Here is a 16,595-nt window from a genome sequence, read left to right as displayed (position 1 = left end):
TGAGTTCATTCCGCAGCGGCGCGTTCGCTCGCGGCGTGGGCGAGGAAGCGTTCGGCTTCGAGGGCGGCCATGCAGCCCATGCCGGCGGCGGTGACCGCCTGCCGATAGGTTTCGTCGGCGACGTCGCCGGCGGCGAACACCCCGGGAACGGAGGTCGCAGTGGACCCCGGCACCACCTCGACGTAACCGGAAGGTTTCAATTTCAGCTGGCCGGCAACCAGCTCCGTTGCCGGCGCATGGCCGATCGCAACGAACACTCCGTCGGCTGGCAGCTCGGATACCGCGCCCGTCTTGACGTTCTTGAGCCGGACATGCGTGACCTTCGACGGCGCGCTGGCGCCACAGATCTCGTCCAGCGCGCTGTCCCATACGACCTTGATCTTGGGGTGCTTGAACAGGCGCTCCTGCAGGATTCGCTCGGCGCGGAAATGATCGCGGCGATGCACGACCGTCACCGTCGACGCAAAATTGGTCAGGAACAGCGCTTCCTCGACCGCGGTATTGCCGCCGCCGACCACGACGACCTCCTTGCCGCGATAGAAGAAGCCGTCGCAGGTGGCACAAGCCGAGACGCCGAAGCCCTTGAACGTCTCCTCCGACGGAAGGCCGAGCCAGCGCGCCTGGGCACCGGTCGCCAGGATCACCGTCTCCGCAAGATAGACGTCGCCGGAATCGCAGGTCAGGCGGAACGGACGTTGTCCAAGTTCCAGCTTGGTCACCAGGTCGGTCTTGATCTTCGTGCCGACATGGATGGCCTGCTTCTCCATCTGCTCCATCAGCCACGGACCCTGGATGACGTCGGCGAAGCCCGGATAGTTCTCGACGTCGGTCGTGATGGTGAGCTGCCCGCCCGGCTGGATGCCCTGGATCAGCACCGGTTCCAGCATCGCTCGTGCCGCGTAGATCGCGGCGGTGTAGCCTGCAGGGCCTGACCCGACGATGACGACTTTGGCATGGATCGGAGCTTGCATAGGGACGGTAACTCGCTCGAAAGGGGGAGATTTGCGACGCAGCGAGCGGAATGCGCAGAGAAACGCCCCGATGCCCCATCGAAAATGTCAAATCGAAGTCTAAGCCATCTGGCCAGCCATGCAAGAATTGCAACGCATCTCGGCGAATTTTCCCTTCACGACGAGGTCAACAGGGGAAATCTAAAGTAATAAAATTGCGCAAACCAACCGGCCTGCGCTAAGAGAGTTGCCATCCGCTCCGGGGGCCGCGCCTCCGCCCGTTCCCGCCAGCCCCCGCAATTCCAGTGTCCAAGAATCTTGATGAGATCGATCTCAAAATCCTGAGCGAGATCCAAGCCGATGGCAGGATAACCAATGTCGAACTCGCCAAGCGGGTCGGCATTTCGCCGCCGCCTTGCCTGCGGCGGGTGCGGACGCTGGAGGAGGAGGGCTACATCACCGGCTACCGGGGTCTGCTCGATCCACGCAAGCTCGGTTTCGATGTGACTGTTTTCGCGTCGGTCCACCTGTCGAGCCAGGCCGATGCCGATCTCAAGGCGTTCGAGGAGTTCGTTCGGGCCGAGCCCCTGGTGCGGGAATGCTGGATGCTGTCCGGCGAGGTCGACTTCATCTTGAGATGCGTGGCGCCGGACATGGCGACGTTCCAGGAGTTCGTGACGCACCTCACCGCGGCGCCGCACGTGCGCAATGTCCGCACCTCGCTGGTGCTGCACAATTCGAAATACGAGGCCGCAGTGCCGCTCGACGTGAAAGCGCGGAGCTGATCTGGCCGCTATTCCGGGGCAGCCCCGCAAGGTGCTGAACCCGGAATCTCGAGATCGTAGAGCAAGTTCTAGATTCCGGGGGCGGTGCGGTCGCTTCACCCCGGAACGGCAATGGAAAAAGCGCGAATCACATCTTCTTCCGCAGCATCGCGTCGAGGCTGATCGGGCCGCCGCCCGCCGTCGCGAGGTACAGGCAGGAGAAGCAGAACGCGATCGCAGCGGTGCCATTGTTCAGGAGCGGCAGCCACACCGGCTCGCCCGTCTTGAACATGTGGCCGAGGAAATAGGCCGAGGCCATTTCGCCGGCGAGGATGAAAGCGACGGGACGGGTAAACAGGCCAGCCAGCAGCAGGGCGCCGAGCACGAGCTCGATCAGGCCCGCGGTATAGATCAATGGCGGCACGTTGGCGAAGTACGGGATCGCCGGAAATTTGAAGATCTTCGCCACGCCGTACTGAAACAGCAGCAGGCCCGTGATGAAGCGGAACAGGCTCAGCGCCAGCGGCTGATATCTGGAAAGCATATGCTCCATGTAGTCATCCCCCATGTTCAAACTTGAGACAGTATCGCAATTGCTAGCGCAATAGCGGAACTGCGTCACCGGAAGGCGGTGCCGCAACAGATGAATTACGCGTGTTCTCGCCGCATTGCAGCCATATGTGGCTGCTGGCAATCGCTAGTTGCGCCGCGCAAGCGCGCCGTGACGATGAACGCGACAATAAAAAAGGCCGCGCAGGAGGCGCGGCCTTTCGGCAGAGATCGGCAGCGCGCGCGCTCAGCGCCACTCGACCTTGGCAATCTCGTAGGACTTCGCACCGCCCGGGGCCATGACCTCGACAGACGTGCCCTTCTTCTTGCCGATCAGGGCGCGCCCGAGGGGGGAGGTGATCGAGATCTTGCCCTTCTTGGCGTCCGCTTCGACCTCGCCGACAATCTGCCAGACCGCCTTCTTCTCAGTGTCCTCGTCGATCAGGGTCACGGTCGCGCCGAACTTGATCGTATCGCCCGACAGCTTGGTGACGTCGATCACGTCGGCGCGCGCGAGCTTGTCCTCGATCTCGGCGATGCGGCCCTCATTGTGCGACTGCTCTTCCTTGGCGGCGTGATACTCGGCGTTCTCAGACAGGTCGCCATGCGCGCGCGCTTCGGCAATGTGTTCGATGATGCGCGGACGGTCCACCGACTGACGCTGCTTCAGTTCGATCTCCAGCGCGGCGTAGCCCATCGAAGTCATGGGAACCTTTTCCACCATCTCTTCTCGTCCTTCAGTCGCGCGGGCAACGGCGCGCACGATCAGCATGTTCACAATAGGTCTTTGCCGCTCAAAGCAAAGTCTGAAAGGCAGATCGCCGGCCCGTCGAAGGCCGGTACAACATCGAACGGCGCGGCGAGTTCCTGCCGAGAGGCTTTATTGCCGATTGTTGCCAATCGCTTAGCGTGCGTTCGCCCGCTGGTCGCGATTAGTTTTCGGAAAAGTAACTCTGCAGGGTGCGAACCTCAAGGTCCCCGCCGAGATAGGCGCGGATACCTTGTGCGGCCGCAACGGCACCCGAAAGAGTGGTGTAATACGGCACTTTATGCAAGAGGGCAGCGCGCCGCAGCGAGCGGCTGTCCGCCAGGGCCTGGGGACCTTCGGTCGTGTTGAAGACCAGCTGGATGTCGCCGTTGGTGATGGCGTCCACGATGTGGGGCCGCCCTTCCAGCACCTTGTTGATCTTCTCGGTCGGCACGCCCTGATCGGTCAGAAAGCGCTGGGTACCGGAGGTCGCGACCACCTTGAAGCCGAGTGCGTGCAGCATCCGCACCACCTCGGTGATGCGGGCTTTGTCGCTCTCGCGCACCGACACGAACACCGTGCCCTTGCGCGGCACCCGTGTTCCGCCGCCGAGCTGGCTCTTGGCAAAGGCCACCGCAAACGAACGGTCGATGCCCATCACCTCGCCGGTGGAGCGCATCTCCGGGCCGAGCACGGTGTCGACGCCGGGGAAGCGGGCGAAGGGGAAGACGGATTCCTTGACGCCGACATGCTTGAGGTTGCGCTTCTTGAGGCCGAAATCCGCGAGCTTCTCGCCGGCCATGATTCGCGCCGCGATCTTGGCGACCGGCGTGCCGACCACCTTGGCGACGAAGGGCACCGTGCGCGAGGCGCGCGGATTGACCTCGAGCACATAGATCGTGCCATCCTTGATCGCATATTGCACGTTCATCAGCCCGACCACGTCGAGGCCGAGCGCGAGCTCGCGGGTCTGTCGCTCCAGCTCGGCGATGGTGGCCTCGTCGAGCGAATGCGGCGGCAGTGAGCAGGCGGAGTCGCCGGAGTGGATGCCGGCCTCCTCGATATGCTCCATGATGCCGACGATGAAGGTGTCCTTGCCGTCGGAGAGGCAGTCGACGTCGATCTCGGTGGCGTCGGACAGATAGCGGTCGAACAGCAGCGGGTTCTTGCCGAGCACCGTGTTGATCTGCCCGGTCTTGTCGTTCGGATAGCGCGCCTTGACGTCGGCCGGCACGAGTTCCGGCAGCGTGCCGAGCAGATAGTCGCCAAGCTGATTGTCCTCGCGGATGATCTGCATGGCACGGCCGCCGAGCACGTAGGACGGACGCACGACGAGCGGGAGGCCGAGATCGGCCGCGACCAGCCGGGCCTGCTCGACCGAATAGGCGATGCCGTTCTTCGGCTGCTTCAGGCGCAGCTTGTCAAGGATGCGCTTGAAGCGGTCGCGGTCCTCGGCGAGGTCGATGGCTTCCGGCGACGTGCCGAGGATCGGCACGTCGGCTGCCTCCAGCGCGCGGGCGAGCTTCAGCGGCGTCTGGCCTCCGAACTGCACGATCACGCCGTGCACGGTCCCGTTCTTGCGCTCGGTGGCAATGATCTCCAGCACGTCCTCGGCCGTCAACGGCTCGAAATACAGCCGGTCCGCGGTGTCGTAGTCGGTCGACACCGTCTCCGGATTGCAGTTGATCATGATGGTCTCGTAGCCGGCGTCGGCCAGCGCGAAACAGGCATGGCAGCAGCAATAGTCGAACTCGATGCCCTGGCCGATCCGGTTCGGCCCGCCGCCCAGGATGATCACCTTCTTCTTGTCCGACGGCGCGCTTTCATCGGCGAGGTTGCCTGCGAACGGCGTCTCGTAGCTCGAATACATATAGGCCGTGGGAGAGGCGAATTCGGCGGCGCAGGTGTCGATACGCTTGAACGCCGGGCGCACGCCGAGCGCATGCCGTTGGGCGGCAATTTCGGCCTCGGTGGTGTTGGCAAGCACCGCGAGCCGCGCATCGGAGAAGCCCATCGCCTTCAGCGTGCGCATTCCGGTGGCGTTCGGCGGCAGGCCATACCGGCGCACCTTGTCTTCCATCTCGACGATGCTGCGCATCTGCGAAAGGAACCAGCGGTCGATCTTGCAGGAATTGAAGATCTCTTCGTCCGACCAGCCGAGTCGCATCGCCTGCGCTACCTGCAGGAGGCGGTTCGGCGTCGGTGTGCCCAGTGCTGCGCGGATTGCGTTCTTGTCGTCGCCGCGGCCGAGGCCATCGATCTCGATCTCGTCGAGACCGGTCAGGCCGGTCTCCAAACCGCGCAGCGCCTTCTGCAGACTCTCCTGGAAGGTCCGGCCGATCGCCATGACCTCGCCGACCGATTTCATCGACGTCGTCAGCGTGGTCGACGCGCCCGGGAATTTCTCAAACGCAAAGCGCGGGATCTTGGTGACCACGTAATCGATGGTCGGCTCGAAAGACGCCGGGGTGGCGCCGCCGGTGATGTCGTTGGCGATCTCGTCCAGCGTGTAGCCGATCGCGAGCTTGGCCGCGACCTTGGCGATCGGGAAGCCGGTCGCCTTGGAGGCCAGCGCCGAGGAGCGCGACACGCGCGGATTCATCTCGATCACGACCATGCGGCCGTCGGCCGGGTTGACGCCGAACTGTACGTTGGAGCCGCCGGTCTCCACCCCGATCTCGCGCAGCACCGCCAGCGAGGCGTCGCGCATGATCTGGTATTCCTTGTCCGTCAGCGTCAGCGCCGGCGCGACGGTGATCGAATCGCCGGTATGCACGCCCATCGGATCGAGGTTCTCGATCGAGCAGACGATGATGCAGTTGTCCTTTTTGTCGCGGACCACCTCCATCTCGTACTCCTTCCATCCGAGCACTGATTCCTCGATCAGCACTTCGTTGGTGGGGGAGGCGTCGAGACCACGTTCGATGATGTCGAGATATTCTTCCTTGTTGTAGGCGATACCGCCGCCGGTGCCGCCCATGGTGAAGGACGGGCGGATGATCGCCGGAAGGCCGATCTCGGACAGCGCCATCAACGCCTGGCCGAGCGCATGCTCCTGGTAACGCTTGCGCCGCTCGTTTTCGCCGAGGGTCCATTGCCGGTCGAGCTCGTCGCGCTCGGCACCGGCGAGCTTGTCGCGCTCGGCGTGATATTTGTCGCGGTACTGCTTCTTCAGCGCCGAGGCGTTGGCGAGCCGCGACTTCGGCGTCTGCAGCCCGATCTTCTCCATCGCGTTGCGGAACAGCTGACGGTCTTCGGCCTTGTCGATCGCATCCGCCGTGGCGCCGATCATCTCGACGTCGAACTTCTCCAGCGTGCCTTGCCGGCGCAGCGACAGCGCGCAGTTCAGCGCGGTCTGCCCGCCCATGGTCGGCAGCAGCGCAAAGCCGCCGGGGATGACGTGGCGTTCCTTCTCGATGATCCTGGCGACGATCTCCGGGGTGATGGGCTCGATGTAGGTCGCGTCGGCCAATTCCGGGTCCGTCATGATCGTGGCCGGATTGGAATTGACGAGGACGACGCGATAGCCCTCCTCCTTCAGCGCCTTCACGGCCTGCGTACCGGAATAGTCGAATTCGCAGGCCTGGCCGATCACGATCGGACCGGCGCCAATGATCAGGATGGTCGAGATGTCGGTTCGTTTCGGCATTCAAGCTCACGGGCTGGAATTGGGCACAAAAAAAGGGCGCGCGTATCGCGCGTCCCCTAAGGCCAAGGCGCGATCAGTCCTCGCGCGCGGCCGGTTCTTAGACCAGTTTCCGCTGAGCGAAAAGGGCCTTACACCTCCATCAACGGGCAATTTTACGCCAGTTTGAGCCGCTCCCGCCGGCGGCGCAGGCCGAGCACCGCAAGGCCGGCCGCGACACTGAGGCCACCGACCCAGCCGAGATCGGCGGGGGCGGAGCTTGAGAGCACGATCCCACCGAGCGCGCCGCCGATCGCGAAGCCGAGATACATGAAGGAGGAATTGAGCGACAGCGCGACCGTTGCGGCCTGGGGCTCGATCCGGATCAGGCTCGCCGCCTGGGCCGGAAAGAAGCTCCAGCCACAGATCCCCCAAGCGAAGATCGGGAACAGCACGAGATAGCGGCTCTGATCGGGGCCGACCGTCTTCAGCGTCGCCGACAGCAGCACCAGTGCCGTCGCCATGCCGGCAAGGGCCATCGCCATCGTCGGAACCGGCCCGAGCCGGTCGGCGAGGTGACCGCCGAGCATGTTTCCGACCGCGGCGGCGGAGCCGAATACCAGGAGCGCCATGCTGATCTCGCTCGCACTGAAGCCGATGCGCTGCAGGGGAACCGTGAGATAGGTGAACACGGTGAGGCCGCCGATTGCCCAGAACGTCGTCGTCACGACCGCGTAGACGACGGATTCGTGGCGAGCGACGGCGAGGCGGTCCGCAAAGCTCGCGGTTGCCGTCGGCAGGTTGCGGGGCAGGCGCAGCAGCACGCCCGCCAAAGCCAGGGCGCCAAGCGCTGCGACGAGCACGAAGGTCGCCCGCCACGAGACTTGATTGCCCACAATGGTCCCGAGCGGCACGCCGATGACGGTGGCCACCGTCAGTCCGGACGTGACGAGCGCGACCGCGCGGCCGCGCCGCTCCGGCGCAGAAATCGCAACCGCAACCCCGATCGCTGTCGGCGTACAGAGCCCCGCCCCCAGTGCCATCAGCACGCGTGAGACCATCAGCAGCGGAAAGCTTGGGGCGATGACGGCGAACAGGTTGCTGACGATGAACACCGACAGGGCCAGGACCAGCGCCGTCTTGCGGTCGACATTGTTGAGCAGCACCGCCAACACCGGCGAGCCGATCGCATAGGCCAGCGAATAGGCGGTCACCAATTGTCCGGCGGCTGCGGCGGAGATGCCGAGATCGGCCGAGATCGCCGGCAGCAGACCTGCGATCACGAAGGCCTCGGTCCCGATCGCAAAAGTCGCCAAGGCAAGCCAGAACACCCGCATCGCGATCCTCACAAAGTTCAATATTCGTTGAACTATTGATCGACGGTAGCTGCTTGTCAATTGGTTCAATAAATATTGAACATTGTGGCTGAGCGGGCCACACCCTATGATCTTGCCATGAGCAGAGCTCCGCACCATCCGACCCGTGACCAGATCGAACTGCCCCTGCTGCTGGATTGTCTGAGTGATCCGATCCGGCTCTCGATCGTCTATAGTCTGGCCAAGCAGGACCAGGCCGCGGCCGAAATGCGCTGTGGCGACTTCAACGCGCTGAGTGGCAAGTCGAATCTCGCCTATCACTTTGCCAGGTTGCGCGAGGCGGGACTGATCCGGACCCGCATCGCCGGGACGACGCGCTTCATGCAGCTGCGGCGGGATGATCTGGAGGCGCGTTTTCCAGGCCTGTTGGACGCCATCATGTCGGCCGCGGCGCGGGATGCCGAGCGGCTACAACTGCCGGATTGCGAGATCGTGACGGAGGGATGAGTTCTGGATTCAGGCAGGCACGCGACGGGGCGCTGCGGAGATTGGAGGCCCGGCCTGGACTTGAACCAGGTTCAAGAGCGTTGCACCGCTCTTCGCGTCGTAGCTTCCGCCACCGGGCCGAGGCGATCTTACCTCTCACGGTCGTGTGAGCCAGCGCGTGTTGCAGTTAACCCTAATTGTATTGCCGGATATGCCGGTCTTCTGCTTCAAGCTCCGCTGACGACGGGTCTCGCCACGAAGGTCATGCGCCAGGGATTGTAGCCGATATTTTTCGGCGCCCGGACGGCGCTGAAGCCGGTCTTCCCAAGCTTGGCCATGATGTCGGCCTCGCTGTAGCGCTGGAGGCCCACCTTGGTCCGCAATTGCCGGTAATCGGACAGGGCGGTCGCCACCAGCCCGACCAGCGCGTCCTTGAGGAAGCCGTTGCGCCCAGCGAAGATCAGCAATGCGAGCACGTCCCTGGCCATGCCGACCTCAGGGCGCAGGATGTCGCCGAGAACGAATTTTCCCGAGGGCTTCAGCAGTCGCCGGATTACGGCGAGCGCCGCATCGAACTCGGTTTCCGTCATGTATTGCGCGACCGAGTTCATGATGACGAGGTCGATCGACCCCTCCTGCATGCTGCGCAATTCGTCGAGCGCGCGCACGCGGATCTTGGTGCTGGGGGCAAAGCGCGCGATCAGCCGGCCGCGCACGCCCGGTGCCGGCTCGGCCAGGATCAGCGTCATGCAGGATTCGGCAACCTTGGCTGCGGATAGCGCCTCGCCGCAGGAATAGTCGAGCACGACCGCATCCGGCGACGGAATATAGCTGACGATGTCGCGCGCAATCACCTGGAAGTGCAGGTCGCGATGCAACTTGCTCGCATAGATCGTGTGCGTTGAATCGTAATAGTCGATCCAGTCGTCCATGGCGCAGGTTCCGGCGAACACAGTTCCTTGAATGGAACTGGAGAGGTGAGCGAGCGTTAACGGGTCCGATCACCCGTGTCCATTGCTGCTTCTAACAGGAAGGTTAAGCCGTGAGTAAAGCAAAGACCGACAAGACCGCACCCGAGCTCGATACCCCGACCGATCTGTCGCCGGACGCCGTGAACAAGATTTCGGCAGCGCTGAACACGTTGCTGGCCGATGCCTTTGCGCTCTATCTCAAGACCAAGAATTTCCATTGGCACGTCAGCGGCCGGCATTTTCACGACTACCACGAGATGCTGGACGAGCAATCGGACGCGATCTTCGCCACCACGGACCAGCTCGCCGAGCGGGTGCGCAAGCTCGGTGGCACCACGTTGAAATCGATCAGTCAGATCAGCAAGCTGCAGACCATCAAGGACAACAACGAGGAGTATGTCCCGCCGCGTGAGATGCTGCGGGAGTTGATGGAGGACAACAAGCACATCGCGGCGGCGATGCGCAAAGCCCACGGGCTCTGCGACGACAATGATGATCCCGCGACCGCCGGTCTGCTCGAAACCTTCATCGATGAGACCGAACGCCGCACTTGGTTCCTGTTCGAGGCTAGCCGCCAGGAAGGCAGCAACGCGGCGTAATTGCGCGGTCGGGCGTCAACGCTGACGCGCCACGATCGACGGCGCCTCTGCGCGCTGCTATTCGAAGAGCCGGTCCGCCCGGACGGGCCGGCTCTTCGCCATACATCGGCGGGAGGTGATGTCGGCCGCCGCCGATGAGGTCCAACGTGCATCCGCCTCCCGAGCCAAACAACGAGCCGGGCGCGAGCTCGGCATCATCGCTGACGGTGTTGGCGGCCGGATCGAGACCTGACGTCGAGCTTCAACGACAGGTCGACCGGTTGTCGGATATTTGGACCTCCGTCGGATCGCTCATCGTCATCATTCCGGGAGGGCCGCGGTGAGCGACGGCTGGCGGCTCGCGAGCATGCGGGCTGCGGCGATTCCAATCATCATGGCAACTACGAATAGGACGATCGCGGGCGAGCCATAGCCGAGCGCCACGAAGGCCGGGCCTGGGCAGATGCCCGCCAAACCCCAGCCGATACCGAAGACGGCAGGACCCGTTGCGATCCGCCAATCCAGGGTCGGCGGGGGCGGCAGGTGGAAGCGGTCGCCGAGAAGAGGACGCTGGCGCCGGAAGACGAGCCGGAAGCCCGCGAGGGTGACACCCACGGCCCCGGCCATCACGAGAATGAGGCTGGGGTCCCAGCCGCCGGTGCGGATCGCGGCGAGATCGAGGAAGTTCAACACCTTCTCGGGGTTTGACATGCCGGACAGCAATAGCCCGAGCCCGAACACGATGCCGACAATGAACTGGATCAAAACGGTCATGGCCGCCTCACATCACATGCCGGACGAGGAAGGTCGTCGCGACCGCGGTGGCCATGAACACCAGCGTGGCGACAATCGATCGCGGTGACAGGCTGGCGATGCCGCAGACGCCATGACCGGAGGTGCAGCCGTTGCCCCAGACCGCGCCGAAGCCGACCAGTAGCCCGGCTGCAACGAGGGCGATCGGGCCGGCCTCGAGCGTGAGCGGCGGCAGGCTTCCCGTCGTGACGCGAACCACCAGTGTCGCGACGACCAGCCCGGCCACGAAAGCGAACCGGCCGGCGACCGCACCGTCCCAGGGCGGCAGCATCTGCGCGGCAATTCCACTCACGCCGGCGATCCGCCCGGTCAGGCCCATCAGCATGACCGCTGCGACACCAATGAGAGCGCCGCCAGCGAGCGCGGTAAGGGCTGTAGACTCTGTGATCATCTCGCGCTGATTCCTTGAAAATTCAGCCGGTTGCAATCAAGTAGCGTATGCATTATTTCTTATATGCGAACTTCATAAAGTAACAATCATGACAGCTCGGGTCGCGCGCAACGCCAAAGCCGCCTCGGTGGCAGGCCTCGAAGACAAAGCGGAAGAGGCCGCGCGCCTGCTCACGGCCATGGCCAACCCGAAGCGGCTCATGGTGCTCTGCAACCTGATCGAAGGCGAACGCGCCGTGGGCGAGCTGGCCGAGCAGGTCGGCCTGCGACAGGCGGCGTTGTCGCAACATCTCGCCATGATGCGGGCGCTCGACCTGGTCGCGACGCGGCGCGAGGGCCAGACCATCTACTATCGACTGGCGAGCCACGAAGTCCGCGAAATCCTGCAGACGCTGTATCGGCTGTACTGCGCCTGATCAGAGGGCGGCAGGCGGCTCCGGTCCGCGAGACCACGAGAATATCCTTCCCAGCGTCGCAATGGCGCGGCGGCGCCTTTGCCGCGACAAGCCTCTCATCTTCGCCGCACGGAAAGCCGACCGGTTGACACCCGCGTCGTCGCTGGCTAGCATCGTTACAATAAGTAAGAATGACGCGGGAGGAGGGTGTGCGGCTCATTCGTAGTCGGCGCGATACGAGATCTGCGATCCTCGGCTATCTCTGGTGCTCCGGCGGGTCCTTCAGGCCCGAACTGGCGCAGGGGGTTGCACTCACCGAAGCCAGCATCTCACGCATCATTGGTGATCTGAAAGCCGAGGGCGTCATCCAGGAGACGCGGCGGGCGGCGCCATACCGCGGCGGTCCCAGCCTCTTCATCGCGCTGAGCAACGATCTCTCCGTTGCCGCGATCGAGATTTCCAACAATTGCCTGTATTCCGCCGTCGGCACGCTGGCGGGTGAAACGCTCTATTCGGTGCGGTACGACCTGCCGGACGGTCTCGGGGCTGCTGAGGTCGAGGCGACGGCGACACGCGCGATCTGCGACCTCGCGGCCTGGGCCGCGCAGCGCGGCATCACCCTGGAGCAATTGGCCGTCTCGATTCCCGGCTACGATCCCGACCTGCGCGCCAGTCCCATCATTGCGCTCGATGCCGCCAGGCTGTCCGATGTCCTGCAGCGCAAGCTGCCGGACACGCCGGTGTGCTTGACCAACTCGATGGTCGCGCGCGCCGTGGGGCATCGGCTGCGGATGGGCACGGGCTTTATCGGCGGCTCGTATTTCTTCGTGTTCGTGGGTCATGGCGTCGGCGCGGCCATCGTCGATGAGCTCGCGGAAAGCGGTGACGTCGAAACCTGCGAAATCGGTCACGTCGTGATCGACCGTCGCGGCGGCGTCTGCCGCTGCGGGCACGTGGGTTGCCTCGAAACCTATGTGTCGACCGTTGCGCTCGCGGGCATTCTCGAGGTGCAGGAAAGCGACCTGATTGGCCACGGAGATCGCTGGCCTCACGAATATCGCATCTCCGCAAAGGCTCGGGCGGAGATCAGGTCGCGCCTGGGCCGGCTGGGTCTGGCGATCGGCAACGCGCTCAACCTGAACCGCCAACGCAACGTCGTCATTGCGGGATGGCCGGCGGCTCTGCCAGCCGAGGATCGGGCGCTGATCATGGACGCCATCGGTCAGTCGCGCCTGGGGGGTCTGCATGGAATCGCGCTCACCTTCTCCAATGCGAGCCTGGGGCGCGAACCGGTCTCAGGATTGGCGCTGGCCGCCTTCTCGTTCATCCGGCGCAGCGGCGAACGTCGCGCTTCGGGACGGGAGACGATCTCGAACTGACACAAGTCGGCAGCTCTTCACGTCCGACAATATGGGAGGGAGAACATGAAACTAAGCCAAGCCCTGATAATCAAAGTCCTGATAATCAAAGCCCTGGTCATCCAAGCCCTGGCAGGCTGTCTGCTCTGTCTGACGGCCGCCTTGCCCGCCACGCTCGCGAGCGCCGAAACCGTCCTGAAGGTGAAGCCGTCGGGAGACCTCAAGGTTCTCGACCCGACCATTGCCGCCGATTCGGTCGCGCGTAATTTCGGTTACATGATCTACGACACGCTGTTCACGGTCGACGACAAGCTCCAGGTCAAGCCGCAGATGGTCGACACCTGGACCACGTCCGCAGACCGCAAGCTGTGGACCTTCAAGCTGCGTGACGGGCTGAAGTTCGGCGACGGGCAGAGCGTAACGTCCGACGACGTCGTCGCCTCGATCAAGCGCTGGAGCCAGAGCGATGCGATGGGGCAGATGTTGAATGCCCATGGCGCGTCGTGGGAGGTCGTGGACGCCAGGACCTTCAGCCTGACGCTGACGGAGCCATGGGGCTTCGTGCTCGACGCGCTCGCCAAGCCGGGCGCGCCGGTGCCCTTCATCGTTCCGGCTAAGCTCATCGCCAGCACTCCTGCGGGCCAGCCGCTCGCGGATCAGACGGGCTCCGGCCCCTTCATCTTCAAGAAGGATGAATGGGTGCCGGGCTCCAAGCTGGTGTTCCTCAAGAATCCGCACTACGTGCCGCGGGCCGAGCCGCCGGCGGGACTGGCGGGCGGCAAGGTCGTCAAGTTCGATCGCGTCGAATGGCTGATCATTCCGGACCAGCAGACGGCGCTCGATGCGCTGAAGAAGGGCGAGCTTGATATCGACGAGGACATTCCGACCGATCTCGTTCCGGTCGCGAAGGCTGCCAGGAACGTCGTCGTGTCCAATCAGGACGAGATCGGCGTGGCGCAGCAGATCCGCCTGAACTCGATCCAGCCGCCGTTCGACAATCCCGCGATCCGCAAGGCCGCTCTCCTCGCCATCAATCCGCAGGACTTTATCGATGCCTGGGGCGGCGGTGACGGCGGCCTCATCACGGCGTGCAAGTCGTTCTACATCTGCTCATCGCCCTACTATACGGAAGCGGGCTTCCCGTCGTTCGATCTCGAGAAAGCCAGGACGCTGTTGCGCGAGGGCGGGTATGACGGCACCCCGGTGGCGATTCTCGACGCCTCCGAGAACGCGCAGATCCACCCCGCGAGCCTGGTCGCCGAGCAGCAGCTCAAGGCAGCCGGGTTCAAGGTCGACGTCCAGGCGATGGACTGGGCGACGGTGGTCAGCCGTCGCACCAAGAAGGAGCCGGTGACGCAGGGCGGCTGGTCGGTGTTCATCTCCGGCCCCGGCGGTCTCGACATGATGCTGCCGATCAGCCATCTCGGGCTGCGATCGAATTGCGACAAGGCCTGGTTCGGCTGGCCGTGCGACGCAGAGATCGAAAAGCTGCGCGGCGCGTTCGGCGACTCCTCCGACATCTCCGAGCGCAAGGCGCTGGCCGAGCGGATCCAGCTGCGTGCTGCGCAGACGGTGCCCTATATCCCGATCGCAGTGGCCTACCAGTCTCGTGCAGCGCGCGCCGATCTGACCGGGATTCTCAATCCGCCGGCTCCCGTCTACTGGAACGTGGCCCGCAAGTGAGCCAACAACGAGCGAGCTAAGCCTTCGGCAGCTCGAACACCAGGCAGGTCGTCGTCGCGTGGGCCAGCAGGCGGCCCTGCGTATCGGTGATGCGCGCTTCCGCCGTGGCGGCGCGGCGTCCGAACGACAGCGTCTTGCCCTCGGTCCGCACCGCGCCGGTGGTCTCGGTCATGGCCTTGATGAAGGAGATCTTGAACTCCAGCGTGGTGTAGCCGCTGCCCTGTGGGCACATCGTCTGCACCGCGAGACCCATGGCGGAGTCGAGCAGGATCGCGGCGTAGCCGCCATGCACCGAGCCGATCGGGTTGTAGTGGCGCAGGCCGGGCACGCTGTGCATGACCACCTGGCCGGCCTCCGCCGTGCAGTCGAACGGTTGGACCGTCTGCATGATCGGCGGCTGCGGCAGGGTGCCGGCAAAAACACCGCGCACGAAATCGAGACCGGGCATCGAGGCCAGCACTGAGAGCGGCACCACGCCGAATTCGCTTCCGCTCGTGGTCGTGTCGTTCATGCCTGCGTTCTCCAATGAATGATGACCATCATATACAGACGTCGGCCGTCTGGCGAGCCCGGAGACGGATCTGCCTGACCAAAAAAATGCCCGGGACGAGGCCCGGGCATTCGATCTCGATCAGCCGACCGGGCTCACGCCGCGCTGCGCTTCTTCTCGCGCATCAGCTCGGCAAAGCGCTGGAACAGATAGTGCGAGTCGCGCGGGCCGGGCGAGGCTTCCGGGTGGTACTGCACCGAGAACACCGGCTTGCCCTCGAGCGCGATGCCGCAGTTCGAGCCGTCGAACAGCGAGATGTGGGTCTGCGTCGCGCCCGACGGCAGCGTGTCCTGGTCGACCGCGAAGCCATGGTTCATCGAGGTGATCTCGACCTTGCCCGTGGTCTCGTCCTTCACCGGATGATTGGCGCCGTGATGACCCTGGTGCATCTTCTTCGTCTTCGCGCCGACGGCGAGCCCCAGCATCTGGTGGCCGAGGCAGATGCCGAAGGTCGGCGTGCCCGACGAGATCACCTGTTGAATGACCGGCACGGCATATTTGCCGGTCGCCGCGGGATCGCCGGGGCCGTTGGACAGGAATACCCCATCCGGCTTCAGGGCCATGATGTCCTCGGCCGAGGTCGTCGCCGGCACCACCGTGATCTTGCAGCCGACACCGGCGAGCAGGCGCAGGATGTTGCGCTTGATGCCGTAGTCGATCGCGACGACGTTGAATTCCGGCTTGGTCTGCCGGCCGAAACCTTCATTCCAGACCCAGGGCGTCTCGTCCCAGGTGAAGCGCTGGGCCGAGGTGACCATCGGCACGAGGTCCATGCCTTCGAGGCCCGGCCACTCCCGCGCTTCCTTCTTCAACGCGTCGAGATCGAACTGCCCGTCCTTGGCATGGGCGATCACGGCATTCGGCATGCCCTTGGAGCGGATCAGCGCGGTCAGCGCCCGCGTGTCGATGCCCGACAGGCCGATGATGCCGCGGGCGCGCAGCCACTGGTCGAGATGGCGGGTGGCGCGGTAGTTCGACGGTTCGGTGATCGCGGTGCGCAGGATCACGCCGCGCGCGCCCGGCGTCGCCGCCATGTTCACCGTCTCGATATCCTCGTCGTTGGTGCCGACATTGCCGATATGCGGGAAGGTGAAGGTGATGAGCTGGCCGGCATAGGAGGGATCGGTCAGGATCTCCTCATAGCCGGTCATTGCGGTGTTGAAGCAGACCTCGCCCACGGCGTGGCCTTCGGCGCCGAGGCCGTAGCCTTCCAGCACCGTTCCATCGGCGAGCACGAGGAGCGCGGTCGGTTTATGGTCCGGCCAGGCGGTGTCAGTATCGATGTGTGTCATGAGGCCCCTACATAGTGACCCCGGCGGCCGGCGTCAAAGCAGGAACCGGTGGATTCACATGCGAGATCGGCTTGTTTTCGGCTGACATGGCCCACACCGTCCGCGGTTGGAACGGATGTAGAACGGG

General features: G+C 64.1%; 16 protein-coding genes and 1 tRNA gene. 6 read left to right on the top strand and 11 right to left on the bottom strand.

Annotated features, from left to right (window positions below; all coding sequences use genetic code 11):
- Positions 1-5 precede the first annotated feature (5 nt).
- On the bottom strand, positions 6-971 hold the full coding sequence (gene trxB / locus LQG66_RS18405) for a thioredoxin-disulfide reductase (RefSeq protein WP_231327586.1): 966 nt from the start codon (positions 969-971) through the stop codon (positions 6-8).
- A gap of 284 nt (positions 972-1,255) precedes the next feature.
- On the opposite strand from trxB, the gene LQG66_RS18400 reads away from it, so the two are divergent.
- The gene (locus LQG66_RS18400) at positions 1,256-1,735 is read left to right on the top strand and encodes an Lrp/AsnC family transcriptional regulator (protein ID WP_231327585.1); all 480 of its coding nucleotides are present in this window, start codon (positions 1,256-1,258) and stop codon (positions 1,733-1,735) included.
- 127 nt (positions 1,736-1,862) lie between these two features.
- Here LQG66_RS18400 and LQG66_RS18395 read toward each other — a convergent pair whose 3' ends face one another.
- From LQG66_RS18395 to LQG66_RS18380, 4 genes are all read right to left on the bottom strand, one after another.
- Positions 1,863-2,267: a DoxX family protein gene (locus tag LQG66_RS18395; protein WP_231327584.1), complete on the bottom strand. Its 405-nt coding sequence runs from the start codon at positions 2,265-2,267 to the stop codon at positions 1,863-1,865.
- A 243-nt stretch (positions 2,268-2,510) separates the two neighbouring features.
- Entirely contained in the window at positions 2,511-2,987 is a 477-nt protein-coding gene (gene greA, locus LQG66_RS18390) for a transcription elongation factor GreA (protein ID WP_231327583.1), read from the bottom strand.
- Positions 2,988-3,195: 208 nt separating this feature from the next.
- Complete coding sequence (carB, locus tag LQG66_RS18385; protein WP_231327582.1) at positions 3,196-6,660, bottom strand: carbamoyl-phosphate synthase large subunit; 3,465 nt, start codon at positions 6,658-6,660, stop codon at positions 3,196-3,198.
- Between the two features lie 152 nt (positions 6,661-6,812).
- Entirely contained in the window at positions 6,813-7,973 is a 1,161-nt protein-coding gene (locus LQG66_RS18380; protein ID WP_231327581.1) for an MFS transporter, read from the bottom strand.
- Between the two features lie 117 nt (positions 7,974-8,090).
- Between LQG66_RS18380 and LQG66_RS18375 the strand changes: the two genes are divergently transcribed.
- Positions 8,091-8,459 (top strand): ArsR/SmtB family transcription factor, encoded by a 369-nt coding sequence (locus LQG66_RS18375; protein ID WP_231327580.1) that lies wholly within the window; start codon positions 8,091-8,093, stop codon positions 8,457-8,459.
- A 42-nt stretch (positions 8,460-8,501) separates the two neighbouring features.
- Here LQG66_RS18375 and LQG66_RS18370 read toward each other — a convergent pair.
- Both LQG66_RS18370 and LQG66_RS18365 read right to left on the bottom strand, forming a co-directional pair.
- Positions 8,502-8,578, bottom strand: a tRNA-OTHER gene (locus LQG66_RS18370).
- A gap of 87 nt (positions 8,579-8,665) precedes the next feature.
- Complete coding sequence (locus tag LQG66_RS18365; protein WP_231327579.1) at positions 8,666-9,370, bottom strand: class I SAM-dependent methyltransferase; 705 nt, start codon at positions 9,368-9,370, stop codon at positions 8,666-8,668.
- Between the two features lie 110 nt (positions 9,371-9,480).
- Here LQG66_RS18365 and LQG66_RS18360 point away from each other — a divergent pair, with 110 nt between their 5' ends.
- Complete coding sequence (locus LQG66_RS18360; RefSeq protein ID WP_231327578.1) at positions 9,481-10,008, top strand: Dps family protein; 528 nt, start codon at positions 9,481-9,483, stop codon at positions 10,006-10,008.
- 300 nt (positions 10,009-10,308) lie between these two features.
- Here the strand turns inward: LQG66_RS18360 and LQG66_RS18355 are convergent, their stop codons facing one another.
- Both LQG66_RS18355 and LQG66_RS18350 read right to left on the bottom strand, forming a co-directional pair.
- Positions 10,309-10,761 carry a DUF6691 family protein gene (locus LQG66_RS18355; protein ID WP_231327577.1) on the bottom strand — a complete coding sequence of 151 codons (453 nt, stop codon included), beginning with the start codon at positions 10,759-10,761 and terminating at the stop codon, positions 10,309-10,311.
- 7 nt (positions 10,762-10,768) lie between these two features.
- The gene (locus tag LQG66_RS18350) at positions 10,769-11,191 is read right to left on the bottom strand and encodes a YeeE/YedE family protein (protein WP_231327576.1); all 423 of its coding nucleotides are present in this window, start codon (positions 11,189-11,191) and stop codon (positions 10,769-10,771) included.
- An 88-nt stretch (positions 11,192-11,279) separates the two neighbouring features.
- Here LQG66_RS18350 and LQG66_RS18345 point away from each other — a divergent pair, with 88 nt between their 5' ends.
- The 3 genes from LQG66_RS18345 (at position 11,280) to LQG66_RS18335 (ending at position 14,626) form a co-directional block, all read left to right on the top strand.
- Positions 11,280-11,606 carry an ArsR/SmtB family transcription factor gene (locus LQG66_RS18345; RefSeq protein WP_231327575.1) on the top strand — a complete coding sequence of 109 codons (327 nt, stop codon included), beginning with the start codon at positions 11,280-11,282 and terminating at the stop codon, positions 11,604-11,606.
- Positions 11,607-11,794: 188 nt separating this feature from the next.
- Positions 11,795-12,964 (top strand): ROK family transcriptional regulator, encoded by a 1,170-nt coding sequence (locus tag LQG66_RS18340; RefSeq protein ID WP_231327574.1) that lies wholly within the window; start codon positions 11,795-11,797, stop codon positions 12,962-12,964.
- 141 nt (positions 12,965-13,105) lie between these two features.
- A complete protein-coding gene (locus LQG66_RS18335) occupies positions 13,106-14,626 on the top strand; it encodes an ABC transporter substrate-binding protein (RefSeq protein ID WP_231327573.1) in 1,521 nt (506 codons plus the stop codon).
- A gap of 16 nt (positions 14,627-14,642) precedes the next feature.
- Here LQG66_RS18335 and LQG66_RS18330 read toward each other — a convergent pair whose 3' ends face one another.
- The gene (locus tag LQG66_RS18330) at positions 14,643-15,137 is read right to left on the bottom strand and encodes a PaaI family thioesterase (protein ID WP_231327572.1); all 495 of its coding nucleotides are present in this window, start codon (positions 15,135-15,137) and stop codon (positions 14,643-14,645) included.
- Between the two features lie 134 nt (positions 15,138-15,271).
- Entirely contained in the window at positions 15,272-16,468 is a 1,197-nt protein-coding gene (gene carA, locus LQG66_RS18325) for a glutamine-hydrolyzing carbamoyl-phosphate synthase small subunit (RefSeq protein WP_231327571.1), read from the bottom strand.
- Positions 16,469-16,595: the final 127 nt, after the last annotated feature.

Source organism: Bradyrhizobium ontarionense (assembly GCF_021088345.1).
Taxonomy (GTDB): domain Bacteria; phylum Pseudomonadota; class Alphaproteobacteria; order Rhizobiales; family Xanthobacteraceae; genus Bradyrhizobium; species Bradyrhizobium ontarionense.
This window is presented reverse-complemented; position numbering and strand designations above follow the sequence as displayed.

Excerpts from the sequence above, each read along its gene's own strand:
- LQG66_RS18355 (WP_231327577.1), bottom strand. The coding sequence starts at position 10,761 with ATGACCGTTTTGATCCAGTTCATTGTCGGCATCGTGTTCGGGCTCGGG.
- trxB (WP_231327586.1), bottom strand. The coding sequence starts at position 971 with ATGCAAGCTCCGATCCATGCCAAAGTCGTCATCGTCGGGTCAGGCCCT.
- LQG66_RS18380 (WP_231327581.1), bottom strand. The coding sequence starts at position 7,973 with ATGCGGGTGTTCTGGCTTGCCTTGGCGACTTTTGCGATCGGGACCGAG.
- LQG66_RS18330 (WP_231327572.1), bottom strand. The coding sequence starts at position 15,137 with ATGAACGACACGACCACGAGCGGAAGCGAATTCGGCGTGGTGCCGCTC.
- LQG66_RS18395 (WP_231327584.1), bottom strand. The coding sequence starts at position 2,267 with ATGGAGCATATGCTTTCCAGATATCAGCCGCTGGCGCTGAGCCTGTTC.
- greA (WP_231327583.1), bottom strand. The coding sequence starts at position 2,987 with ATGGTGGAAAAGGTTCCCATGACTTCGATGGGCTACGCCGCGCTGGAG.
- LQG66_RS18365 (WP_231327579.1), bottom strand. The coding sequence starts at position 9,370 with ATGGACGACTGGATCGACTATTACGATTCAACGCACACGATCTATGCG.
- carA (WP_231327571.1), bottom strand. The coding sequence starts at position 16,468 with ATGACACACATCGATACTGACACCGCCTGGCCGGACCATAAACCGACC.
- LQG66_RS18375 (WP_231327580.1), top strand. The coding sequence starts at position 8,091 with ATGAGCAGAGCTCCGCACCATCCGACCCGTGACCAGATCGAACTGCCC.
- LQG66_RS18345 (WP_231327575.1), top strand. The coding sequence starts at position 11,280 with ATGACAGCTCGGGTCGCGCGCAACGCCAAAGCCGCCTCGGTGGCAGGC.
- LQG66_RS18350 (WP_231327576.1), bottom strand. The coding sequence starts at position 11,191 with ATGATCACAGAGTCTACAGCCCTTACCGCGCTCGCTGGCGGCGCTCTC.
- carB (WP_231327582.1), bottom strand. The coding sequence starts at position 6,660 with ATGCCGAAACGAACCGACATCTCGACCATCCTGATCATTGGCGCCGGT.